Here is a 20,619-nt window from a genome sequence, read left to right on the forward strand (position 1 = left end):
CCGCGGCGAGGTGCTCCCCGCCGCGGGCCTTCCGCCGTGTCACACCTTGCTCAGCACCTCCGCGGCCAGCAGTTCCAGGTGCTCCAGATCATGCATGTCGAGAACCTGCAGGTAGATCCGCTCCGCACCCAGCTCGGCGAACCGGCCGATCTTGTCGACCAGCTCGCCGGGCGTGCCGGCCAGGCCGTTCTCGCGCAGCTCCGGGACCTGCCGCCCGATGGCGTCGGCGCGGCGCCGCAGCTCGGCCTCGTCCCGGCCGCAGCAGACGACCTGGGCGGCGGAGCAGACGAGCGGCTTCGTCCGGCCGGCCTCGGAGCACGCGGCGCGGACCCGGTCGAACGCGGCGCCCGTGTCCTCGACCTGGTGGAACGGGACGTTGTACTCGTCGGCGTAGCGGGCGGCGAGGCGCGGCGTCCGCTTCGCGCCGATCCCGCCGATGATGATCGGCGGGCCGCCCGCCTGGGCGGGCTTGGGCAGCGCGGGCGACTCGTTCAGGGTGTAGTGCTCGCCGCTGAACGTGTAGGTCTCGCCGGACGGCGTCCCCCACAGCCCGGTGAGGATCTCGAGCTGCTCCTCCAGCCGGGCGAACCGCTCGCCGAGGCTCGGGAACGGAATGCCGTAGGCGGTGTGCTCCTCCTCGAACCAGCCCGTCCCGAGGCCGAGGTCGACGCGTCCCCCGCTCATCCGATCGACCTGCGCGACGGAGATCGCGAGCGGCCCCGGGTACCGGAACGTCGCGGCCGTCACCAGCGTGCCGAGCCTGATCCGGCTGGTCTCCCTGGCCAGCGCGCCAAGGGTGATCCAGGAGTCGGTCGGGCCCGGCTCGCCCGTCACGTCGCCCATCTTGACGAAGTGGTCCGAGCGGAAGTACGCGTCGAAGCCGAGGTCCTCGGTCGCCTTGGCCACGGCCAGCTGTGTCTCGTAGCTCGCCCCCTGCTGGGGCTCAGTGAAGATCCGAAGTCGCATGCCCCCATCCTCGTACGGAACCGGCGGCGGTCACGCCACGGGCCGGCTCCGCTGGGTCGCCCGCGGTCGCGGACCGGCGCCCCCGGCACGCTTGGTGATCTTCGTGCGGACCGTCGCGCCGTTGTTCCCCTCGTTCGGGTCGAGGGTCCCGGAGACCGCCATCCACCACGTCTCCACCACCGTCCCCGCCCGGACGTCCCCGCGCGGCACCGCCCTCAGGTGCAGCGTCCGCGACTCGCCCTTCCGCAGCGGACCGACCGAGCACACGTAGCCGCGTCCTCGCGGGATGCACGTGGCGTCGCGCCCGACGATCTTGATCGGCCCCTTAGACTCGATGGTCACGTTCTCGGCGTCGGACGGGCCGAGGTTGCGGACCTTCATGACATAGAGGATCTTCGTCCCGGCCCGCGCCGTCGACGGCGCCGCCTTGGACAGGACGAGGTCGGCGGCCCTGGCGACCCGCACGGCCGGGAACGCCCAGGTGATGAGCGCCCTGCCCCACGTCACCGCCCCCCGCACGCGGATCTTCTCCCCTGGCCGGGCGTGCCTGACCACCTTCGCCCTGAACGCGCCGGTGACCGTCCGGCCCCTCCGGACCGCGCCGAGGTCGCACTCGACCGCCCGTCCCTTGGACGCGCAGCCCTTCGCACCGGGGGCGAACGCCAGCGACGCAGGCAGCGTCGTCCTGAACACCGCCTTGCCCGACCACTTCGGCCCCTTGGCCGTCATCCTGAACGTCCACTCGTACGTCCGTCCCGGGATCACCTTCCTCCCCGGGCTGCGGGTTTGCAGCGTCACTGCTGCGGCCTTGCTGAGCTTCTTGGGCTTGGGCTTGGGCTTGGCGTGCGTCCTGGGCCGGGGCGGCGGCTTGGACGCGGCGTCGTGGTGGCCGTCGGGCGCGGCCTGGCCGGGACCTGCGGCGTACGCCCCGGCCGCAATCGGCACGGCCCCAAGCAGTGCTGCCGTGGTCAGCAGCACGAGGCCGCGCCCCTTCCATGTGCGGATCACTATCAACCCCCGTGGCCTGCGGTTTCCTTCGAACACCGTCCGTTGTAGCGAGTGCCGGCCCGACCACCTAACGTTACGTCGGCGTGTCGCTACGGACGGTGATTCTTGACCCGCGCGGCGATTACGGGCCGGCGATCCTGTGAAATAGGCTGCGTCGCTAACGACAAAGCCTGTTAAATCGGCGAGAACCTGGCTCCCAACCCATGGAGTGGACATGGCTGTCTTCGGCGTCGACTACGCGTGGGGACGCCCGGGTGCCTCCGCGCTGAAACGCGCCGGGGCGAAGTTCGCGTGCCGCTACCTGTCGCACGACACCACCGGCAAGAACCTCACCCGCGCCGAAGCCGACGAGCTGTCCGGCGCGGGCATCTGGCTGGTGGTCGTCTGGGAGTCGGGCGCGCAGCGCCCGCTGGCCGGACGGTCCGCCGGCGTGGCGGACGCCAGGGCGGCGGCCGCGCAGGCCGAGGCGTGCGGAATGCCGGACGACCGGCCCATTTACTTCGCCGCCGACTGGGACGCCTCCGCCGGCCAGCAGGACGAGATCAACGCCTACCTGGACGGCGCGGCGAGCGTCATCGGCCGCGGCCGCGTCGGGCTCTACGCCGGCTACGGGCCGGTCAAGCGCGCCTTCGACGCCAAGAAGATCACTTACGGCTGGCAGACCTATGCCTGGTCGGGCGGCAGCTGGGACGCCCGGGCGCAGCTGCAGCAGTACTCCAACGACCACACCATCAACGGCGTCGGCGTCGACTACGACCGCGGCGTCAAGAGCGACTACGGGCAGTGGCGCGTCGGCGCCTCGCCCGAGGGAGACGACATGCCCGACTACGTGTCCGTCGGCACCGGCGACGGGAAGCAGCAGCTCGCCCCCGGGAAATGGACGAACGTCACCTGGAACGAGGAGTACTCCGACAAGGATCACCAGCACAACGACCCGGGCGGCCCGAGCCTGCTGACCGGATCCGCCCGGTACAGCCTGTCGGTCGGCGCGACCGTCAGCGGCGTCCCCGCCGGGACGCTCATCCAGGCCCGCGTGGTCGAGGTGGACATCGAGGACACGAGCAAGTACCAGGTCGGCCCCGTCCAGGACTTCCCGTCCTCCGGCGACACGACCAACATCGTCTACGGCCTCGCCGCCGACACCGTCGAGTCGGGCAGGCGGGTGCGCTTCCAGCTGCTCCAGCACGGAGCCGCCGCCGCCACCCTCACCAAGGCCAGCGCCAAGGTCTTCTTCTGGCGGTAGGGCGCTAGAACTCGTCGTTGAGGTAGGGGGCCAGCGGGACGGCCAGGGCCGCGGCCAGCCGGGCGGCGGCGCCGGGCGTGTGCTCGGTGACGGCGCCGATCCGGGCCAGCGTTACCGGGCTCTGGCCGCCGAGGTAGACGGCGGCGAGGTCCGCGGCGGTCAGGCTCAGGTCGGGCCGCTCGGCCGTCGGGTCGCAGGAGGCGGTGGCGCCGGTGGTGAGGCGCCAGCGGCCGTCGTTGCCCGCGATGCGCGCATCGCCGACCTGCAGGACGAAGGTGTCGCCGGTGGCCCAGGAACGGGCCCGGAGGGCGGCCGGCACGTCGATCAGCCGGAGCCAGAGCGCGCCGGTGTCCTTCGTGACGGCGACCCGGTCCGGGTCGGCGACCATGTGCGGGAGCAGATCGTCCACCGGGCGGTTCTGCGCCACGATGCGGGACGACAGGTCGACGGAGGCCAGGAACCGCCAGAGCGCGGCCTCGGCCCGCGGGGTCTCGGCGACGAGGTCGGCGACCCTGATCGTCCTCTCGTGCGCCCGGTAGACGGCGTAGCCGGCGGGGTGGACGACGACGCGCGGCGCGCTGTAGCGGGGCGCCTCCCGGTCCGTCGGGCTCAGGATCCCGCGGGTCCACCATTCGGTGTCGCGGACCAGGCCGCCCGGGCGGGCCGACAGCGCGCGGCGGTGGATCGGGTCGATCAGCTCGGGCGCGGACGCGGCGTCGACCAGCCGCAGCGGCCGGTCGTCCGGGGGCGTGCGGAGCTCCAGCGGACGGGACGAGTCCACTTCCATGACGATCGCGCGCGTGGCCAGCCCGAAACCGTAGCGGCCGTAGATGACGCCTTCGGACGCCCACAGCGCGGCCACCGGACGGCCCGCCGCGATGGCGTCGGCGTCCATCCGGTCCATCATGGCCGTCAGGATCCCTTGGCGGCGGTGGGTCGGCAGGACGCCGACGAACGTGACCGCGGAGCAGTCGAGCAGCGCACCCGGGACCGCGAGCCGCATCGGCAGGGCGGCGAGCTGGCCGGCCAGGGTGCCGCCGTCGTAGCCGCCGACGCGCTCGGCACGGCGGAGCAGCCAGCCGTCCCGCTCCTGGTCGCCCTCCTCGATGCGGGTGTGGAAGACCGTTCCGGCCAGGTCGAACATGCGCCCGATCTCGGCCTCGGGGACGTCCCTGATCTCGATCACACGACCACGCTATGCCCCCGGCGCAACCGGTTTTCCCAGGTGGGGGTCAGCCGCGCACGAGGGTCGCGAGGCACTCCACGTGCTGGGTCATGGGGAACGCGTCGAAGGCGCGGAGGGTCTCCAGCGTCCAGCCGCGCTCGCCGAAGTAGGCCAGGTCGCGGGCCAGGGTCGCGGGATCGCACGACACGTAGGCGATCTTGCGGCCGGCCAGCCGGGTGATCTGCTCGACGACCTCGCGGCCCGCGCCGGTGCGGGGCGGGTCGAGGACGACGAGGTCGGCGCGCCGGACGCGGGAGCCGCCCTGATGGCCGGTGCCGCGCTTGTTCTGCGTGCGGGACGAACTGGTCGCGCGCCCGAACTCCAGGTCGGCGACGACCTCCTCCACCGGACCGCGCTCGATGGAGACGTTCGGCAGGCCGCGCAGGTTGTGCCGGGCGTCCCGGACCGCCTGCCCGTCGGACTCGACGCCGACGACGAGGCCGTCCGGCCCGACCCGGTCGGCGAGGACGCCGGCGAACAGCCCGACGCCGCAGTACAGGTCGAGGGCGATGTCGCCCGGCTTCGGTTCGAGGGCGTCGAGCACGGCGTCGGCGAGCAGCTGCGCCGCGCCCGGGTGCACCTGCCAGAAGCCGCTGCCGCTGATCTGGAACAGCCGCCCGGAGACCTCCTCGCGGACGTACGGGAGCCCGGCGCCCGGCTCCGGCTTGCCCCGGACGAGCCGGACCGGCACGTCCAGGCGCGGCACCCGGATCTTGCGGCGGTCGCGCCCGCGCAGCACGACCAGGCGGTCACCGGTGGTCGCGGAGACGATGCCCTCCACGCCGGTCGCGCCCGGCCAGCGCTTGCGCTCGATGCCCATCAGCTCGACGCCCGGGTGGGCGATCAGGCATTCGTCGATGGGTTCGATGTCGTGGGAGCGGTGCCGGCGCAGGCCGACGGCGCCGGACGAGACGGCGAACTGGACGCGGGTGCGCCAGCCGAGCCCGGGCGGCGGGACCACCTCGGCGTCCACCGGGTACGGGACCTCCTCGACGGTCACCGTGCGGGTGATCCCGGCGAGCCGCTGGAGCTGCTCCTCGACCACGGCGGCCTTGAGCGCCCGCTGCGCGGGCAGGGAGGCGTGCTGCCAGTCGCAGCCGCCGCAGCGGCCGGGACCCGCGAACGGGCAGGGCGGCTCGACGCGGTCCGGGGACGCCTCGATGATCTCCACGGCGTCGGCGCGCAGGAAGTTCTTGGTGCGGTCGGTGACGCGGGCCCTCACCCGTTCGCCGGGCAGGGCGTGCCGGACGAAGACCACGCGGCCCTCGTGCCGGGCGACGCAGAAACCGCCGTTGGCGACGTTGCCGACCTCCAGGTCGAGGACGTCGGGTTCGAGTTCAGTCACGGTCCGAAACACTACCGGCACCGGGGCGCGTCCCGGCCCGCGGCGGGCGCCGGGACGCGCCCGGGCCGGGCGGCTCGACCCGTCCCTTGAGCCGGTCGGAGGAGTGCAGCTGCCACGCGACGCTCGTCACCATGACGCCCGGCTGGAACAGCAGCCGGCCCTTCAGCCGCAGGGCGCTCTGGTTGTGCAGCAGCTGCTCCCACCAGTGGCCGACGACGTACTCGGGGATGAACACGGTCACGACGTCGCGCGGGCTCTTGCGGCGGACGCTCTTGACGTAGGACAGGACCGGGCGGGTGATCTCCCGGTACGGGGAGTCGAGGATCTTCAGCGGAACCGGTATGTCGAGGGCGTCCCACTCGTCCTGGAGCCGCTGGGACTCCTCGGCGTCCACGGCCACGGTCACCGCCTCCAGCGTGGACGGGCGGGTGGCGCGGGCGTAGGCGAGGGCCCGCAGCGTCGGCTTGTGGATCTTGGAGACCAGCACGATGCCGTGGTTGCGGGCGGGCAGCGCGACGTCCTCGCCGGAGGGCACCAGCTCCGCGGCGATCCGGTCGTAGTGCCGCCTGATCGCCTTCATCAGCAGGAACAGCACCGGCATCGCGATGCAGACGATGTAGGCGCCGAGCGCGAACTTCGTGATCAGGACGACGACGAGGACGATGCCGGTGAGGGTGGCGCCGAACGCGTTGATCCCCCGCGAGGTCATCATCCGGCGCCGCTGCGCCGGGTCGGTCTCGGCGGCCAGCAGCCGGTTCCAGTGCCGGACCATGCCGACCTGGCTGACGGTGAACGACACGAAGACGCCGACGGTGTAGAGCGGGATCAGCCGGCTGACGGACGCGTCGTAGGCGTAGATCAGCAGGCCCGCCATGGTGGCGAGGATGATGATGCCGTTGCTGAAGGCGAGCCGGTCGCCGCGGGTGTGCAGCTGGCGCGGGAGGTAGCGGTTCTGCGCGAGGACCGAGCCGAGCACCGGGAACCCGTTGAAGGCGGTGTTGGCGGCGAGGAACAGGATCAGCGCGGTCATCGCGGTGACCAGCGCGAAGCCGAGGCCGAAGTTGCTGAACACGGTGTGCGCCACCTGCGCGATCACCGGGTCGGCGTCGGTCACGGTCTTCCCGGTGGCCGGGTCGATCAGCCGGGTGCCCTGGTCGGGCTCGGCGAACTTGGCGTCGGTGATGTGGGCGAACGCGGTCACGCCGCCGAACATCGTCATGGCGACCAGGCCGAGCATCAGCAGGGTGCGGGCGGCGTTCTCGCCCTTGGGCTTGCGGAACGCGGGCACCCCGTTGCTGATCGCCTCGACTCCGGTCAGCGCGGCGCAGCCGGAGGAGAACGCCCGCAGCAGCAGGAACACGAGCGCGAAGCCGCCGACCCCCATCTCGTCGCCGCGGATCTCGTAGTTCGCCGTCTCGGCCTGCAGGTCGGTGCCCGCGACCAGCCGGACCAGGCCCCAAGCCAGCATGCTGATGACCGCGAACATGAACAGGTAGGTGGGGATCGCGAAGGCGATCCCGGCCTCCTTGAGGCCGCGCAGGTTGCCGATCGTGAGCAGCACGACGATGCCGATCGCGACGGCGACCTCGTGCGGCTGCAGGAACTTCAGCAGCGCGCCGAGGTTCTCCACGCCGGACGAGACCGACACCGCGACGGTGAGGACGTAGTCGACCAGCAGCGCGCTCGCGACGACGACGCCCCAGTTGCTCCCGAGGTTGGTGGTGGCGACCTCGAAGTCGCCGCCGCCGCTCTGGTAGGCCCGGACGTTCTGCCGGTACGAGGCGACCACGGTGAGCAGGATCACCACCACGGCCGCGGCGACCCAGGGGGTGTAGTGGTACATCACCAGGCCGCCCGCGCCGAGCGCGAGGAGGATCTCCTGCGGGGCGTAGGCGACCGACGACAGCGCGTCACTCGCGAAGACCGGGAGCGCGATGCGTTTCTTCAGCAACTGCTCGTGCTGCTGGGAACTGCTCAGCGCGCGGCCTAGGAGCAGCCGCTTCGCGAGGTCCGGAACCTTTGACACGCAACGAGACTCTAGCCGCTGCGGACGACGCCCCTGACGGCCGCCCGCCGCCCTGCCGGCGGCGGCATGCTCCCCTCTCGCCACCCCTCACGACCACCTGGTTGGGTAGTACTCGCCTGGGGGGATGTGTAGGTTTGCAGCCCGGCAGGGATCATTCACAGGAAACGGTCCTCGGGTGCGGCACGGTGTCGGCGGCGAACGCCGTGCACGGCGCGGGGGTACAGGGGGTGCGTCCCCCTGGACGGAAGAAGGAACGGCCGTGCATATCGTGATCATGGGATGCGGGCGGGTCGGCTCGACGCTCGCCCACATCCTGGAGGACAAGGGCCATTCGGTCGCCATCATCGACCAGAGCCCGGAGGCGTTCCGAAGGCTGCGCAGCGGGTTCAAGGGCCGCCGCATCACCGGGTTCGGGTTCGACCGCGATGTGATCGCCGAGGCGGGCATCGAGCGCGCGTCGGCGTTCGTGGCCGTCAGCAGCGGCGACAACTCCAACATCATCTCCGCCCGGGTGGCGCGGGAGACGTTCGGCGTCGACAACGTGGTGGCCCGGATCTACGACCCGCGCCGGGCGGAGGTCTACCAGCGGCTCGGGATCCCCACGGTCGCGACCGTCCGGTGGACGGCCGACCAGATCATGCGCCGGCTGCTTCCCGAGGGCGCCGAACCGCTGTGGCGCGATCCGACCGGAGCGGTCGTCCTCGCCGAGCTGGACTCCGGCCACCTGTGGGTGGGCGAGAAGGTCGAGGCGCTGGAGGAGCACGCGAGGACGCGGGTGGCGTTCCTGTCCCGGATGGGCGAGGCGCTCGTCCCCGAGCGGGACACGGTGATCCAGGACGGCGACATCGTGCACATCATGGCGGGCGCCGACGATCTGGAGCGCGTCAACGCCGCGGTCGCGGCGCGGAACGGGGAGGACGCCTGATGCGGGTCGCGATCGCCGGGGCGGGCGCGGTGGGCCGCTCCATCGCCCAGGAGCTGCTGGAGAACGGGCATGAGGTGCTCCTGATCGACAAGGACCCCAAGGCCATCAAGGTCGAGATGGTGCCGCGCGCGGAGTGGCTGCTGGCCGACGCGTGCGAGATCTCCGCGCTGGACGACGCGGCGCTGGAGCGCTGCCAGGTGGTCGTCGCCTCGTCCGGGGACGACAAGGTCAACCTGGTGGTGTCGCTGCTGGCCAAGACCGAGTACGGGGTGCCGCGGGTGGTGGCGCGGATCAACCATCCGAACAACGAGTGGCTGTTCAACGAGTCGTGGGGCGTGGACGTGGCCGTGTCCACGCCGCGGCTGCTGTCGGCGCTCGTGGAGGAGGCCGTCAGCGTCGGCGACCTCGTCCGGCTGATGACGTTCCGGCAGGGCGAGGCGAACCTGGTGGAGCTGACGCTGCCGGAGGACGCCCCGCTCGGCGGCGAGCGGGTCGGGTCGGTGGACTGGCCGCGCGACACCGCGCTGGTGGCGATCCTGCGCGAGGGCCGGGTGCTGGTCCCCTCGTCCGACGACACGCTGGAAGCGGGCGACGAGCTGATGTTCGTCGCCAGCCAGGACGTGGAGGACGAGCTCGCCGAGCTCCTCGGCGGCAACTGACCGCCGGCGCCGCGAACCCGCCCGGCCGTCCGGTCAGGCGGGTTCTTCGCGTTTGATGGGGGTGCGGCCGCGGGCGAGCAGCCAGACCATCGCGGCCAGCGCCGCCACCTGCAGCGGCCAGCCCATCACGATCTTGGCGGGGCCGAGCAGCCCGCTCTGGTCGCCGTCCGCGAGGTAGATCGGGTACTGCACGGCGACGCGCACGACGCAGGGCAGCACCAGCAGCCAGGTGAGCCGGGAGCAGAGCCGCACGATCCCGGGGTCGGCGCGCCACGCGGTCGGGTCGCCGGTGACCGAGCCGATGATGAAGCCGACGACCGGCCAGCGGACCACGATCGAGAAGATCATCGCGGCGGCGTAGCCGGCGTTGAGCATGATGCCGGGCAGGAAGGCGTTCTCGGCCTTGCCCGAGCGCAGCGCGAAGAACGCGGCGATCGCGATGCCGATGAGGCTGTTCAGGACGAACTGGGGGCTGGAGCGCTGCACGAGCCGGACGATCAGCAGCAGCACCGCCGCGCCGACCCCGGCGGCGACGGCGGTCTTGACGTCCTTGACGGCGACGTAGGTGCCGGTGAAGGCGATCGTGGGCACGGCCGCCTCGGCCATGCCGCGGACGCCGCCGAGCGCCTTGTTGAGCTGGGCGCGGACGGCCGCCTCCACCGTGTCGTGCGCCGTGCTCTCCGGCTCGGCGCCCGCTTTCACTTCGCTCACGTCGCTCTCCCGGCGGGTCGCCGCGGCCTCATGAACCGCCGCGCAGCTCGTATCGCGGATTGAACATGACCTTGCGTCCGTCCTGCTCGCTGACCAGTCCCTCGGCGCGCAGCCGGCGCCCCGGGTCGATGCCGGCGATCTTGCGGCGGCCGAGCCAGACCAGGTTGATCACGTCGGTGCCGTCGTAGAGCTCGGCCTCCAGCGCGGGAGCGCCGCCCCGGGGACGAAGGGTCACGGTACGTAGCGTACCCGCCACGCAGTGCCGCTTGCGCGCGGCACAGTCGGTGATCGGCGTCGCGCCCTCGTCACCGGTGGTCTTCTGCAGTTCCTCGGCCTCGAGCTCGGCCGTGCTGGACGCCATGCGCCGCAGGAAGCGCCGCAGCCCGCCCTTGCCGCGCCGGCGCTCGGCGGGGCCCGCCCCAGGTGGCGTACTGGCCGAAACCTCGTCCATACCTCGAAGCGTATGGCATCCCCGGACGAACCGGACCCCTTGCCCCGCCGATGAAAATCGAGGCGGGTCCAACTGTGGAATGAAGCGTTCCGTTCTGCTATTCTGGGAACAGAGCATTCCGCTCCGATCGAAAGGAAGAGCCGTGACCGCCACCTTCGAAACGCCGTCGACTCCGGCCGAGGCCGCCCCGGAGACGCGCCCGGGCAACACGGCCGCGCAGCACCCCCGCCGCTGGCTCGGCCTGTCGGCGATCCTGGCCGCCACGCTGCTGAACCTGCTCGACTCCACCGTTGTGAACGTGGCCGCCCCCGCGATCCGCGCGGACCTCGGCGGGTCCTTCTCCGCGCTGCAGTGGACGGCGGCCGGCTACACGCTCGCCCTCGCCGTCGCGCTGCTGACCGGCGGGCGGCTCGGCGACATGTTCGGCCGGCGGCCCGTCCTGCTCGCGGGCGCGGCCGGGTTCACCGCCATGTCGGTGGCCTGCGCGCTCGCCTGGTCGCCGGAGAGCCTGATCACCGCCCGGGTGGCGCAGGGGCTGTTCGCCGCGGTGATGATCCCGCAGGGCTTCGGGCTGATCCGGGACCTGTTCGGCGCGGACACCGGCAAGGCGTTCGCGCTGTTCGGGCCGGTGATCGGGCTGGCCACGATCCTCGGCCCGGTGGTCGCGGGCCTGCTGATCGACGCGGACGTGTTCGGCACCGGATGGCGCGCGATCTTCCTGGTGAACCTGCCGGTCGGCGCGTACGCGCTGGTCATGGGCGCCCGGGTGCTGCCGGCGCCGGTCACCGCGGACCGTTCCGGCGGACTGGACTTCACCGGGATGCTGCTCGGCGGCCTCGGCATGAGCATGCTGGTCTACCCGCTCGTCCAGGGCCGCGAGCTCGGCTGGCCCGCGTGGGCCCTGGCGCTGCTCGCCGGCTCGGTGCCCGTCCTGGCCCTGTTCGCGCTGCACCAGCTCCGCCGCACCCGCGACGGCCGCACGCCGCTGGTCCGGCTGAGCGTGTTCGCGAACCGCTCCTACGGCTCCGGCGTCGTGTTCGTCCTCGTCTTCTTCGGCACGATCACCGGCTTCTCCCTCGCCACCGGCCTGTTCCTGCAGCTCGGCCTCGGTTACACGCCGCTCGCGGCGAGCCTGGCGATGTCGTCCTGGGCGATCGGCGCGTTCGCGGGGTCGGCCTTCAGCGGCATGACGATGACCACCCTGGGCCGGAAGATCCTGCACCTCGGCCTGGCGCTGATGGCCGCCGGGCTGGTCGCGCTCTACGCGGTGTTCGAGGCGGCCGGGACGGGCGTCGGCGGCTGGCACCTGGCCGCGCCGCTGCTGCTGTTCGGCGCCGGAATGGGCATGATCTTCGTCCCGCTGTTCGACATCATCGTCGCGGGCATCGCCGACCACGAGGTCGGGTCCGGCTCGGCCGCGCTGGAGTCGGTCCAGCAGCTCGGCGCGTCCCTCGGCATCGCGATCCTCGGCACCGTCTTCTTCGGCGCGATCGGCGCCCCGGTGGCCGGGCACTTCGCCGCGGCGGCCGCGCTGGACGCCGCGAAGCAGGTGACCGTCCTGACGGCCGGCCTCACCGCCGCCGCGTTCCTCGTCGCCTTCCTTCTCCCCCGCCACGCCCGGGCGCACTGACCCGCGGCGCCCGGCTCGCCGTCCGGCCCGGACGGCGAGTCCGGCGTTTCAGGGGCCGATGAGTTCCGCCCGGCCGGCGGGTCTCCATCACAGGCTCCCCTACACGAAGGAGAAGGACATGAGCCGCGTGGAACTCGGGATCGGCCTCCCCACGTCCGGCCGGAACGCCTCGCCGGAGACCATCGCGCAGGTCGCGGAGGGCGCGGAGCGGATCGGGCTCGGCTCGGTCTGGACGTTCGACCGGCTGCTCCGGCCGACCGTCCCGATCGCGATGGGCGGTGCGGGCGGGCCGGTGATGGACCCGCCGGAGGCGTTCGGCACGGTCTACGACCCGCTGGAGACGCTCACGTACGTCGCCGCCCGGACGAGCCGGATCCGGCTGGGGACGAGCGTGCTGGACGCCCTGTTCCAGAACCCGGTCGTCCTCGCCCGCCGGATCGCGACGCTCGACCGGCTGAGCGGCGGACGGCTGCTGGCCGGGCTCGGCCAGGGCTGGATGTCGCAGGAGTTCGAGGCGGCGGGCGTGCCGCTGAGCCGGCGCGGTGCCGGGTTCGGCGAGCACATCCAGGCCATGCGGGCGGTGTGGGGCCCCGACCCGGTCCGCTTCGAGGGCAGGTTCTACCGGATCCCGGAGAGCGAGATCGGGCCGAAGCCGGCGCGTCCGGACGGCCCGGCGGTCCTGGTCGGCTGCGTGGCCCCGGCCGCGGTCGAGCGGGCGGCGCGGCTCGGCACCGGCCTGAGCCTGGTGATCTTCGACTGGGACATGCTGCGCGAGACCATCGCCCGGTTCCGCCGCACCGCCGAGGAGTCCGGGCACGACCCGTCCGCCCTTCCGGTGGTCGTGCAGGTCAACGGCGACGTCACCGACAAGCCGCTGGACGAGCGGGCGCCCCTGACCGGATCGCCCGAGCAGGTGGCCGGCGACCTGGCGGCCCTGGACGAGCTGGACGTCCGGCATGTCCTGTGGATGAGCGACATCGAGCCCGCCGAGCGCCTGCGCCTCATGGAACGGCTGCGGGCGCTCGCCTGACAGGTGATCATGGCCGCCGCTACCGTGGCGCGGATGATCACTCCTGTGGACGGCGGACCCTACCGGTGCGCGCTCGTGGTGCGCTACGAGGACGAGGCCGACGAGGCGCTCCTGGGCGCGCTCGCCGACGCGACTGGCCTGACCTTCGAGTACTACGGCAACGGCGGTTTCGGCGGCGAGACGCTCGCGGACGTGTACGCCGACGCGTCCGGCCGGAACCTGCTGATCGAGGTGATGGCCGACGAGGTCGGGGCGAAGGCGATGCTCGTCCGGTCCGAGTCGGCGGAGCGGGCCGTCGCGATCCGCTCGGTCGTGGGCGAGCGGTTCAGGGTCTGGACCGAGCAGATGCTGCGCGCCCAACTGGAGTCGTCGCTCACCGAGGCCCCCTGGACGCTCGTCGCGATGATGATGGCCGTGGGCGGTGCAACGCCCGAGCCGGAGACCATGGATCTGCTCCAGCGCGCGCTCGACCACGGTGACGATGACGTCCGGGAGGCCGCCGAGTACGCGAGGGAGGTCGCGGGGGAACTGGTCCATCCGCCCGTGGTGATGCGGGATGCGCCCCGGGAGAAGCCGACGGGCGTCCTCGCGCCCGAGCGGCCGGTGGAGGGTGAGGAGGACTGGGTCACGGTCCGGCCGGGGATCCCGGACCGGGCCGTCCCGCGCCCGGTCGCCTGGCTGCGGCTCGCCACCGACGACGCCGAGAAGCCCGCCATCTGGGCCTACACGGAGGACTGGGACATCGCCGTCATCGGCAGGGACACCGACGGCTCGGGCTGGACGGAGGCCATCTACACGACGACGGACGAGGAGGCCGCCCTCCACATCGTCCAGCACCCGGCGCTCGGGACGGCCGTCCACGTCGCCGTGCACGGGACGGGCGCGGAGGCGACGGCCGTCGCGCTCCGCGAGGCGCTCGGCGGCGAGGCCCTGGCCGGCCTGCCGCCCGGCCTGGAACGAACGGCCCCGTGAGCGAGATCAGGAACGCCGCAGTCGATTGGAGGCCATCGCGGTGAAGTAGCCGATCTCCGGGACGTTCATCAGGCGGGCCGTGAGGAGATAGAGCGTGCCCCCGCCGAGCCCGCCGACGAGCAGCGCCAGCAGGCTGGGGACGCGGTCGCCGGGCAGGTGGCCGAACGCCCAGACGGCCGCCGCCGCGAAGGCGAGGGCTGGCAGGGCGGCCACGTGCAGGCGGATGAGCGCGCGGAGGATACGGCGGCCGTCCATCCCGCCGAGCCGCCTGCGCAGGACGAGCGCGGCACCGGTGGCGCCGACCGCGTAGAACAGCCCGTACGCGACCGGCAGGCCGAGCACGACCTGCCGCGCCGGGACGAACCAGAGCAGCGCGAACGCGGTGACCGCCTGCGCGATCCCGGCGGGGACGGCGATCAGGCCGGGCGTGCGGGTGTCGCCGAGGGCGTAGAGGACGCGCATGAGCAGCTGGTGGAGGGTGAACGGCAGCACCATCACGGCGAACACCATGAGGACGACGCCGATGCGGCGCGCCCCGTCCGGGGGGAGGCTGCCGTAGGCGAAGAACGTGACGGAGCCCGGGATCGCGAACACCAGCATGCCGAGCCAGAGCGGGACGAGCAGCGCGCAGGCCAGCCGGAGGCCGCGGGAGAAGTCGTCGCGGACGAGGTCGCGGCGCCCGTCAGCGACATGGGCGCTCATCCTCGGCAGCAGCGCCGTGATGACCGAGACCGCGATGATCGCGTACGGGAGCTGGAAGACGACGAGGGCGAACTTGTAGGTGGCGAGCCCGCTCCCGGCGGCGTGGGCCCGGTCGCCGGCCCGGGTCGCGACGTTGGCGGTCACCAGGACACCGGCCTGCGCGATGACGATGTAGAGCAGCATCCATGTCGCCGTCCGGGCGGCCTCGCGGAAGCCGGAGCCGCGCAGGTCGAGGCGCGGGCGCCAGCGGAACCCCGCCGACCTCAGCGTCCAGGCGAGGACTCCGCTCTGCGCGACCGTGCCGAACGCCGAGCCGAGCCCGAGAAGGGTCAGCTGGCCGTCGGTCACGGTCTCCGCGGTCCGCCCGCGTCCGGCGACCCACAGGAACAGCAGCCCGGCGCCCATCGTGATCAGGTTGTTGACGACCGGCGCCCACATCGGCGCGCCGAACCGGTGCCGGACGTTCAGCAGCGTGCTCGCGAGGCCGCTGACGCCGATGAAGAAGATCTGCACGAGCAGCAGGCGCGTGAGCAGCACCGTGACCTCGCGCTGCCGTCCGGTGTACTCGCCCGCGTAGAGCGAGATCAGCAGGTCGGCCGCCAGCACGGCGACCACGGTCAGCACGGCGAGGGCGGCGAGCGCCACGCCGAGCAGCCGGTTCTCGGTCGCCGCTCCCCCGTCGGCGTCCCGCATCCGGCGTTTGACCAGGAACGGGACAAAGACGCTCGCCAGCATCCCGCCGAGGAGCAGCTCGTACACCGTGTAGGGGATCATCTCGGCGGCCTGGTAGGCGTCGCCGAGCAGCGCGGTGCCGAGCGCCGCGCCGATCACCACGGTGCGCAGGAAGCCGGTCAGCCGGGCGAAGACCGTCCCGACCGCCATGACCGCGCTGGAGTGCGCGACGCCCGGCGGGGCGGCCTGCGCGGCGCCGCCGATCTCGTCGCGCTCGGATCCCGGCCGGTCGGCGGTCCCCGGGTCGCCGACGTCGCCGGGGTCGCGGACGGGGACGAGCCCGGGCTCGGGATCGCCCGGCGGCTCCGCGCGCTCCGCCTCGTCGAGAACGCCCGGCATGAGGATCCGGCGTCTTTCGCGCTCGCCCATCGGCACCACCCCCGGACGGGTCAGTATGCCCGCGGTTCCGGGTGGCCGTCCTCGGCCGAACGGACGGTTCAGGCGGTCGCGAACCGGATGGCGGAGACGATGACGACCGTCGCGGCCACCACCCCGTAGGCGGCGGAGGCGAGCGCGACGCCGCGGACGCGGCGGGCCTCCGCGAGGCCGGTGAAGGCGAGCAGCCAGGCCAGCAGCGGCAGGACGAGGATCGCGTGCATGGTCACGAAGTGCGCGGGCTTCAGGGCCGCGACCACGCGGTAGGCGGCCTGCTGGTCGCCGGACTCCACCTTCGCCACGCCGCGGGCGATCATCACGGCGCCCGAGGCCAGCGCGAACATCAGCGCCACGAATCCGGCGCGCACCGCCAGCCGCATGCTGGGCGCGGTCCCGTCGTTCCGCCGGAACGACGCGACGGCGAGCGTGACCAGTGTGACGACGAGGATGCCGCCGCCCGCCGCGAGCATCCGGGTGACGGTGGTGTCGAAGACCGTCTCCTCGTTGAAGTGGGACGGCACCTTCCGCCATGCCTGGAGGGTGATGAGGGCGACCTCGGCGACGCAGTCGGCGGCGAACACGCCGAGGACGGCGTTCCGGGCGCGGTCGCCGAGCCGGACGAAGGTGCTCACCCACGCGATCGTGACGAGCGTCAGCCCGAACGAGAGCCCGAAGGTGACGGGCTTGCGCCAGGAGACGGGTCCGGTCCACGGGCCGCCGTCCACGGCGAACACGACTAGGTGCAGCAGGCCGGACAGCATGAGCGCGGCCCCGACCGCGTAGGCGGCGCGCTCGACGCGGCGTCCGGCCGTCCAGAACGTGCGCAGGCCGCGGACGGCGCCGGGAAACCCGCCGTGCGCGATCTCGGCCGTACCGGCCATGTCCGCCTCCAAGAATGAGTGGGTGCTCACCCAGTTTGGATGAGCACCCACCCGGAACGCAACCGGCCGGTCAACGGAGCGCCGCCTCCACGGCCGGGACCCGGATCGCGCGGCGGGTCGCGCCGTGCGCCGTCACGCCGGTCAGCACGGCGGCGAGCGCGACGACCGCGAGGTAGGTCGGCAGGTTCCCGTCCGGGACGAGCGAGTCGCGGCGGGCGAGGCCGAACGGCACGACCGTGAAGACCGCGGCGACCGTCCCGCAGATCACGCCGGTGACCGTCAGCACCGCCGACTCCACCGCCACCGCGCCGAGCACCTGGCGCGGGGTCGCGCCGGCGAGCCGGGTCTGGCCGAACTCGCGGCGCCGGTGCGCGGTCGCCGCGATCAGCGTGTTGACCAGCATGATCGCGGTGAACAGCACCACCATGCCGGTGACGACGAAGTTGAGCGTCTCGATGCTCTTCTGCTCCGCCGTCTTGGCCAGCCCAGCGGCGTCCGTCGCCGCGTTCTCGGCGGCCTGGAGGAACACCGTCCCGACGGCGATGCCGACGAACAGGATGATCGGGGTGACCGCCGAGGCCAGCGCGCCGGTCCGGTGCCGCATGGTGCTGATCGCGAGGTCCCCGGCCGTCCCGCCGAGCGCCCGCAGCGGCCGGCCCAGCAGGCGGGTCACCCGGCGCACGATCGCCGGGGCCAGCAGGGACAGGCCGATCCCGGCGAAGATGTCGGCCTGCCCGGACGTCGCCATCGCGTCGCTGCCCTTGCCGTCCATCACGGTGACGGTGACGACCGCCTCGCCCACCGCGAGGAACAGGAACAGGACCGCGAAGACGATCCGCTTCCGGCCGAGCCGGCCGCGGTCGGTGGCGGCGGCCGTCATCGACTCCGCCACCCGGACGCGGGTGGCGCGGCGCGCGCTGATCAGGGCGGCCGCGACCGCCGACACCAGCGTGACGCCGGTCCCCATCGACAGCGCGACCGGACCGAAGTGGTAGCCGATCCCCGCGGGCACCTGGCCGGTGTCGTGCAGCAGCCCCAGCAGGCCCCGCCCGATCAGCATCGCCGGGACGATCCCGAGCAGCGCCGCCGCGCCGGCCAGGCCCGCCGCCTCCCCGACGATCATCCGGGCGAGCTGGCCGGGGGTCGCGCCGACGCTCTTCAGCAGCGCCGTCTCCGCCGCCCGCTGGCGGACCGACAGGGTGAGCATGGAGGTGACCGCGAAGACCACCAGCAGCAGTCCCCAGCCGCCGACCACGGTCGCCATCGTGGTGAGCGTCTCCTCGGCGGTGCCGGTCGCGCCGCTCGCCGACGCCGTGTCGAGCATCGAGGCGAACGCCATGATGATCGCCGAGCCGAGGAACATCGCGAGGAAGCTCGCCGTGAACGCGCTCGCGCGCCGGCGCAGGGAACGGATCGCCAGACCGAACATGTCACGCCCCCGCCATCGTCCGCTGACGCTCGACCTCGTCGGCCAGGTGCGTCATCCGCTCCGCGACGGCCTCGGCGGTCGGCGCCGCCTGGTGGCCGACGATCCGCCCGTCCGCCAGGTAGAGGACCGCGTTCGCGTAGGACGCGGCGACCGGGTCGTGCGTGACCATCACCACCGTCTGCCCGGACATCCGCACCGACTCCCGGAGCAGGCCCAGCACGTCCCGGGCACTGCGGGTGTCGAGCGCGCCGGTCGGCTCGTCCGCGAACACCACCCGCGGGCCGGTGACCAGCGCCCGCGCGATCGCCACCCGCTGCTGCTGCCCGCCGGAGAGCTCGGAAGGCAGGTGGTCAAGCCGCTCCCCCAGCCCCACGCGTTCCAGGACCTCCCGCGCCCGTGCCCGGTCGACCCTGCGGCCCGCCAGTTTCAGGGGCAGCACCACGTTCTGCATGACGGTCAGCGTCGGGAGCAGGTTGAACTGCTGGAAGACGAAGCCGATCCGCTGCCGCCGGAATTTCGTCAGCGCGGCCTCCCCATCGCCCGCCAGTTCCGCGCCGTCCACGAAGACCCGGCCGCCGGTGGGGCGGTCCAGGCCCGCCGCGCACTGCAGCAGCGTGCTCTTGCCCGACCCCGACGGGCCCATCACCGCGGTGAACGACCCGGTCGGCAGCGACAGCGACACACCGTCCAGCGCGACCACCTGGTTGCCCTCGGCGCCGTAGACCCTGCGCACGTTCTCAAGCCGGAGCGCCTCACCCGGCGCCTGGGGCGCCGTCCGCGGCTCCTTGCGTCCGAACATCGTCCTCACCTCCGCCCGGCGCCCCCTCGCGGGGCGCCTCGGGAACGAAATTACGGACGCCGGCGGCCGCCGAGGATGGGTCCAGCACACCGGTCGGGGTAGGCAAAACCCCACCATCGGCAGGCCTTCGCCTTCGCCGGGACGCCGGGAGACCGCTAGAGTCGCTGCCGGTGCGCCGGGAAGTCTGGTCGGCAGGTCCCGTCACACGCATGCCGACCAGGAGGTTCCGTGCAGGCCACCGCCGCGGTCATCGTCTTCGTCTGCGCGTACGTGATGATCGCGTCGGAGAAGGTGCACCGGACGGCGGTGGCGCTCGGCGGCGCGGGCCTGATGCTCCTCCTGCACATCACCGACGCCGAGGGCGCCTTCTTCTCCTCCGAGTCCGGGATCGACTGGAACGTCGTCTTCCTGCTGCTCGGCATGATGGTGATCGTCTCGGTGCTGCGGCGCACCGGCGTGTTCGAGTACGTGGCCATCTGGGCCGCCAAGCGCGCGCGGGGACGCCCCTACCGGCTGATGGTCATGCTGATCGTCCTCACGGCGGCGGCGTCCGCGCTGCTGGACAACGTCACCACCGTCCTGCTCATCGCGCCCGTCACGTTCCTCGTCTGCGAGCGGCTCGGCCTGGGACCCGAGCCGTACCTGATCGCCGAGATCATGGCGTCCAACATCGGCGGCACCGCGACGCTGGTCGGCGACCCCCCGAACATCATCATCGCCAGCCGCGGCGGCCTGTCGTTCAACGACTTCCTGGTCCACCTGGCGCCGCTCATCGTGCTGCTCGTGATCGTGTTCTGCGGGCTGGGCCGGTGGCTGTTCCGCTCCGCCTTCACCTACGACCCCGATCTCGCCGCCGAGGTGATGTCCCTGGAGGAACGGGAGGCCATCACCGACCGGCGGCTCCTCGCCCAGGGCCTCGCCGTCCTCGGCATCGTGATCGCGGCGTTCGTGCTCCACCCCGTCCTGCACTACGAGCCGTCCGTGGTCGCGCTGCTCGGCGCCGGGCTGCTCGTGGCCGCCACCAGGGTCACCACCGAGGAGGCGCTCAGCGAGGTCGAATGGCCCACGCTGGTGTTCTTCGCCGGCCTGTTCGTGATGGTCGGCGGGCTCGTGCGGACCGGCGTCATCGACACGATCTCCGAGGCCGCCGCCGACGCCACCGGCGGCCGGCTCGGGACCGCCGCGATGCTGCTGCTGTGGGCGTCGGCGGGGCTGTCGGCGATCGTGGACAACATCCCCTACGTCGCGACGATGAGCCCGATCGTGTCCGACCTCGTCCAGCGGCACCCGGGCGGCGACGGGCACGTCCTGTGGTGGGCCCTCGCCCTCGGAGCCGACCTCGGCGGCAACGCCACCGCCATCGGCGCCAGCGCCAACGTCGTCGTCCTCGGCATCGCCGCCCGCAACGGCACGCCGATCAGCTTCTGGCACTTCACCCGCTACGGCATCGTCGTCACCCTGGTCACGGTCGCCCTGTGCACTCCGTACATCTGGCTCCGCTACCTCTGAG

General features: G+C 72.7%; 18 protein-coding genes. 7 read left to right on the plus strand and 11 right to left on the minus strand.

What is annotated here, in order from left to right:
- Positions 1 to 39: 39 nt before the first annotated feature.
- Positions 40 to 966, minus strand: a complete 927-nt coding sequence (locus ACQPZP_RS30735) for an LLM class F420-dependent oxidoreductase (RefSeq protein ID WP_433473204.1) — start codon at positions 964 to 966, stop codon at positions 40 to 42.
- 30 nt (positions 967 to 996) lie between these two features.
- On the minus strand, positions 997 to 1,974 hold the full coding sequence (locus tag ACQPZP_RS30740) for a DUF11 domain-containing protein (RefSeq protein ID WP_433473205.1): 978 nt from the start codon (positions 1,972 to 1,974) through the stop codon (positions 997 to 999).
- A gap of 214 nt (positions 1,975 to 2,188) precedes the next feature.
- Here ACQPZP_RS30740 and ACQPZP_RS30745 point away from each other — a divergent pair, with 214 nt between their 5' ends.
- Positions 2,189 to 3,217 (plus strand): glycoside hydrolase domain-containing protein, encoded by a 1,029-nt coding sequence (locus ACQPZP_RS30745; RefSeq protein ID WP_433473206.1) that lies wholly within the window; start codon positions 2,189 to 2,191, stop codon positions 3,215 to 3,217.
- Positions 3,218 to 3,221: 4 nt separating this feature from the next.
- On the opposite strand, the gene ACQPZP_RS30750 is transcribed toward ACQPZP_RS30745, so the two are convergent.
- From ACQPZP_RS30750 to ACQPZP_RS30760, 3 genes are read right to left on the minus strand one after another with little or no spacing between them, the layout of a single operon-like run.
- A complete protein-coding gene (locus ACQPZP_RS30750) occupies positions 3,222 to 4,403 on the minus strand; it encodes a GNAT family N-acetyltransferase (protein ID WP_433473207.1) in 1,182 nt (393 codons plus the stop codon).
- Positions 4,404 to 4,449: 46 nt separating this feature from the next.
- Complete coding sequence (locus ACQPZP_RS30755) at positions 4,450 to 5,787, minus strand: class I SAM-dependent RNA methyltransferase (protein WP_433473208.1); 1,338 nt, start codon at positions 5,785 to 5,787, stop codon at positions 4,450 to 4,452.
- A complete protein-coding gene (locus ACQPZP_RS30760) occupies positions 5,780 to 7,813 on the minus strand; it encodes an APC family permease (RefSeq protein ID WP_433473209.1) in 2,034 nt (677 codons plus the stop codon). Before ACQPZP_RS30760 ends, ACQPZP_RS30755 begins: the two co-directional genes overlap by 8 nt.
- 259 nt (positions 7,814 to 8,072) lie before the next feature.
- Between ACQPZP_RS30760 and ACQPZP_RS30765 the strand changes: the two genes are divergently transcribed.
- On the plus strand, positions 8,073 to 8,738 hold the full coding sequence (locus ACQPZP_RS30765; protein ID WP_433462868.1) for a potassium channel family protein: 666 nt from the start codon (positions 8,073 to 8,075) through the stop codon (positions 8,736 to 8,738).
- A complete protein-coding gene (locus ACQPZP_RS30770) occupies positions 8,738 to 9,397 on the plus strand; it encodes a potassium channel family protein (RefSeq protein ID WP_433462869.1) in 660 nt (219 codons plus the stop codon). The genes ACQPZP_RS30765 and ACQPZP_RS30770 overlap by 1 nt, the downstream gene beginning before the upstream one ends.
- A 33-nt stretch (positions 9,398 to 9,430) precedes the next feature.
- Here the strand turns inward: ACQPZP_RS30770 and ACQPZP_RS30775 are convergent, their stop codons facing one another.
- Both ACQPZP_RS30775 and ACQPZP_RS30780 read right to left on the minus strand, forming a co-directional pair.
- Positions 9,431 to 10,108 (minus strand): DUF3159 domain-containing protein, encoded by a 678-nt coding sequence (locus ACQPZP_RS30775; protein ID WP_433473210.1) that lies wholly within the window; start codon positions 10,106 to 10,108, stop codon positions 9,431 to 9,433.
- Positions 10,109 to 10,136: 28 nt separating this feature from the next.
- Positions 10,137 to 10,559: an OB-fold nucleic acid binding domain-containing protein gene (locus ACQPZP_RS30780; RefSeq protein WP_433473211.1), complete on the minus strand. Its 423-nt coding sequence runs from the start codon at positions 10,557 to 10,559 to the stop codon at positions 10,137 to 10,139.
- A 142-nt stretch (positions 10,560 to 10,701) separates the two neighbouring features.
- Between ACQPZP_RS30780 and ACQPZP_RS30785 the strand changes: the two genes are divergently transcribed.
- From ACQPZP_RS30785 to ACQPZP_RS30795, 3 genes are all read left to right on the plus strand, one after another.
- Positions 10,702 to 12,189, plus strand: a complete 1,488-nt coding sequence (locus ACQPZP_RS30785) for an MFS transporter (protein WP_433473212.1) — start codon at positions 10,702 to 10,704, stop codon at positions 12,187 to 12,189.
- Between the two features lie 118 nt (positions 12,190 to 12,307).
- Complete coding sequence (locus ACQPZP_RS30790) at positions 12,308 to 13,219, plus strand: TIGR03619 family F420-dependent LLM class oxidoreductase (protein ID WP_433473213.1); 912 nt, start codon at positions 12,308 to 12,310, stop codon at positions 13,217 to 13,219.
- A gap of 33 nt (positions 13,220 to 13,252) precedes the next feature.
- A complete protein-coding gene (locus ACQPZP_RS30795; protein WP_433473214.1) occupies positions 13,253 to 14,191 on the plus strand; it encodes a hypothetical protein in 939 nt (312 codons plus the stop codon).
- 6 nt (positions 14,192 to 14,197) lie between these two features.
- On the opposite strand, the gene murJ is transcribed toward ACQPZP_RS30795, so the two are convergent.
- From murJ to ACQPZP_RS30815, 4 genes are all read right to left on the minus strand, one after another.
- Positions 14,198 to 15,994 (minus strand): murein biosynthesis integral membrane protein MurJ, encoded by a 1,797-nt coding sequence (murJ, locus tag ACQPZP_RS30800; RefSeq protein WP_433473215.1) that lies wholly within the window; start codon positions 15,992 to 15,994, stop codon positions 14,198 to 14,200.
- Between the two features lie 68 nt (positions 15,995 to 16,062).
- A complete protein-coding gene (locus ACQPZP_RS30805) occupies positions 16,063 to 16,881 on the minus strand; it encodes a hypothetical protein (RefSeq protein WP_433473216.1) in 819 nt (272 codons plus the stop codon).
- 70 nt (positions 16,882 to 16,951) lie between these two features.
- Entirely contained in the window at positions 16,952 to 18,310 is a 1,359-nt protein-coding gene (locus ACQPZP_RS30810) for an FtsX-like permease family protein (protein ID WP_433473217.1), read from the minus strand.
- A gap of 1 nt (position 18,311) precedes the next feature.
- Positions 18,312 to 19,109 (minus strand): ABC transporter ATP-binding protein, encoded by a 798-nt coding sequence (locus ACQPZP_RS30815; protein ID WP_433473218.1) that lies wholly within the window; start codon positions 19,107 to 19,109, stop codon positions 18,312 to 18,314.
- A gap of 228 nt (positions 19,110 to 19,337) precedes the next feature.
- Between ACQPZP_RS30815 and ACQPZP_RS30820 the strand changes: the two genes are divergently transcribed.
- Entirely contained in the window at positions 19,338 to 20,618 is a 1,281-nt protein-coding gene (locus ACQPZP_RS30820) for an ArsB/NhaD family transporter (protein ID WP_433473219.1), read from the plus strand.
- Position 20,619: the final 1 nt, after the last annotated feature.

It is taken from the genome of Spirillospora sp. CA-142024, from assembly GCF_050942325.1.
Classification (GTDB): Bacteria; Actinomycetota; Actinomycetes; order Streptosporangiales; family Streptosporangiaceae; genus Spirillospora.

Excerpts from the sequence above, each read along its gene's own strand:
- ACQPZP_RS30735 (WP_433473204.1), bottom strand. The coding sequence starts at position 966 with ATGCGACTTCGGATCTTCACTGAGCCCCAGCAGGGGGCGAGCTACGAG.
- ACQPZP_RS30790 (WP_433473213.1), top strand. The coding sequence starts at position 12,308 with ATGAGCCGCGTGGAACTCGGGATCGGCCTCCCCACGTCCGGCCGGAAC.
- ACQPZP_RS30745 (WP_433473206.1), top strand. The coding sequence starts at position 2,189 with ATGGCTGTCTTCGGCGTCGACTACGCGTGGGGACGCCCGGGTGCCTCC.
- ACQPZP_RS30780 (WP_433473211.1), bottom strand. The coding sequence starts at position 10,559 with ATGGACGAGGTTTCGGCCAGTACGCCACCTGGGGCGGGCCCCGCCGAG.
- murJ (WP_433473215.1), bottom strand. The coding sequence starts at position 15,994 with ATGGGCGAGCGCGAAAGACGCCGGATCCTCATGCCGGGCGTTCTCGAC.
- ACQPZP_RS30795 (WP_433473214.1), top strand. The coding sequence starts at position 13,253 with ATGATCACTCCTGTGGACGGCGGACCCTACCGGTGCGCGCTCGTGGTG.
- ACQPZP_RS30815 (WP_433473218.1), bottom strand. The coding sequence starts at position 19,109 with ATGTTCGGACGCAAGGAGCCGCGGACGGCGCCCCAGGCGCCGGGTGAG.
- ACQPZP_RS30810 (WP_433473217.1), bottom strand. The coding sequence starts at position 18,310 with ATGTTCGGTCTGGCGATCCGTTCCCTGCGCCGGCGCGCGAGCGCGTTC.
- ACQPZP_RS30770 (WP_433462869.1), top strand. The coding sequence starts at position 8,738 with ATGCGGGTCGCGATCGCCGGGGCGGGCGCGGTGGGCCGCTCCATCGCC.
- ACQPZP_RS30805 (WP_433473216.1), bottom strand. The coding sequence starts at position 16,881 with ATGGCCGGTACGGCCGAGATCGCGCACGGCGGGTTTCCCGGCGCCGTC.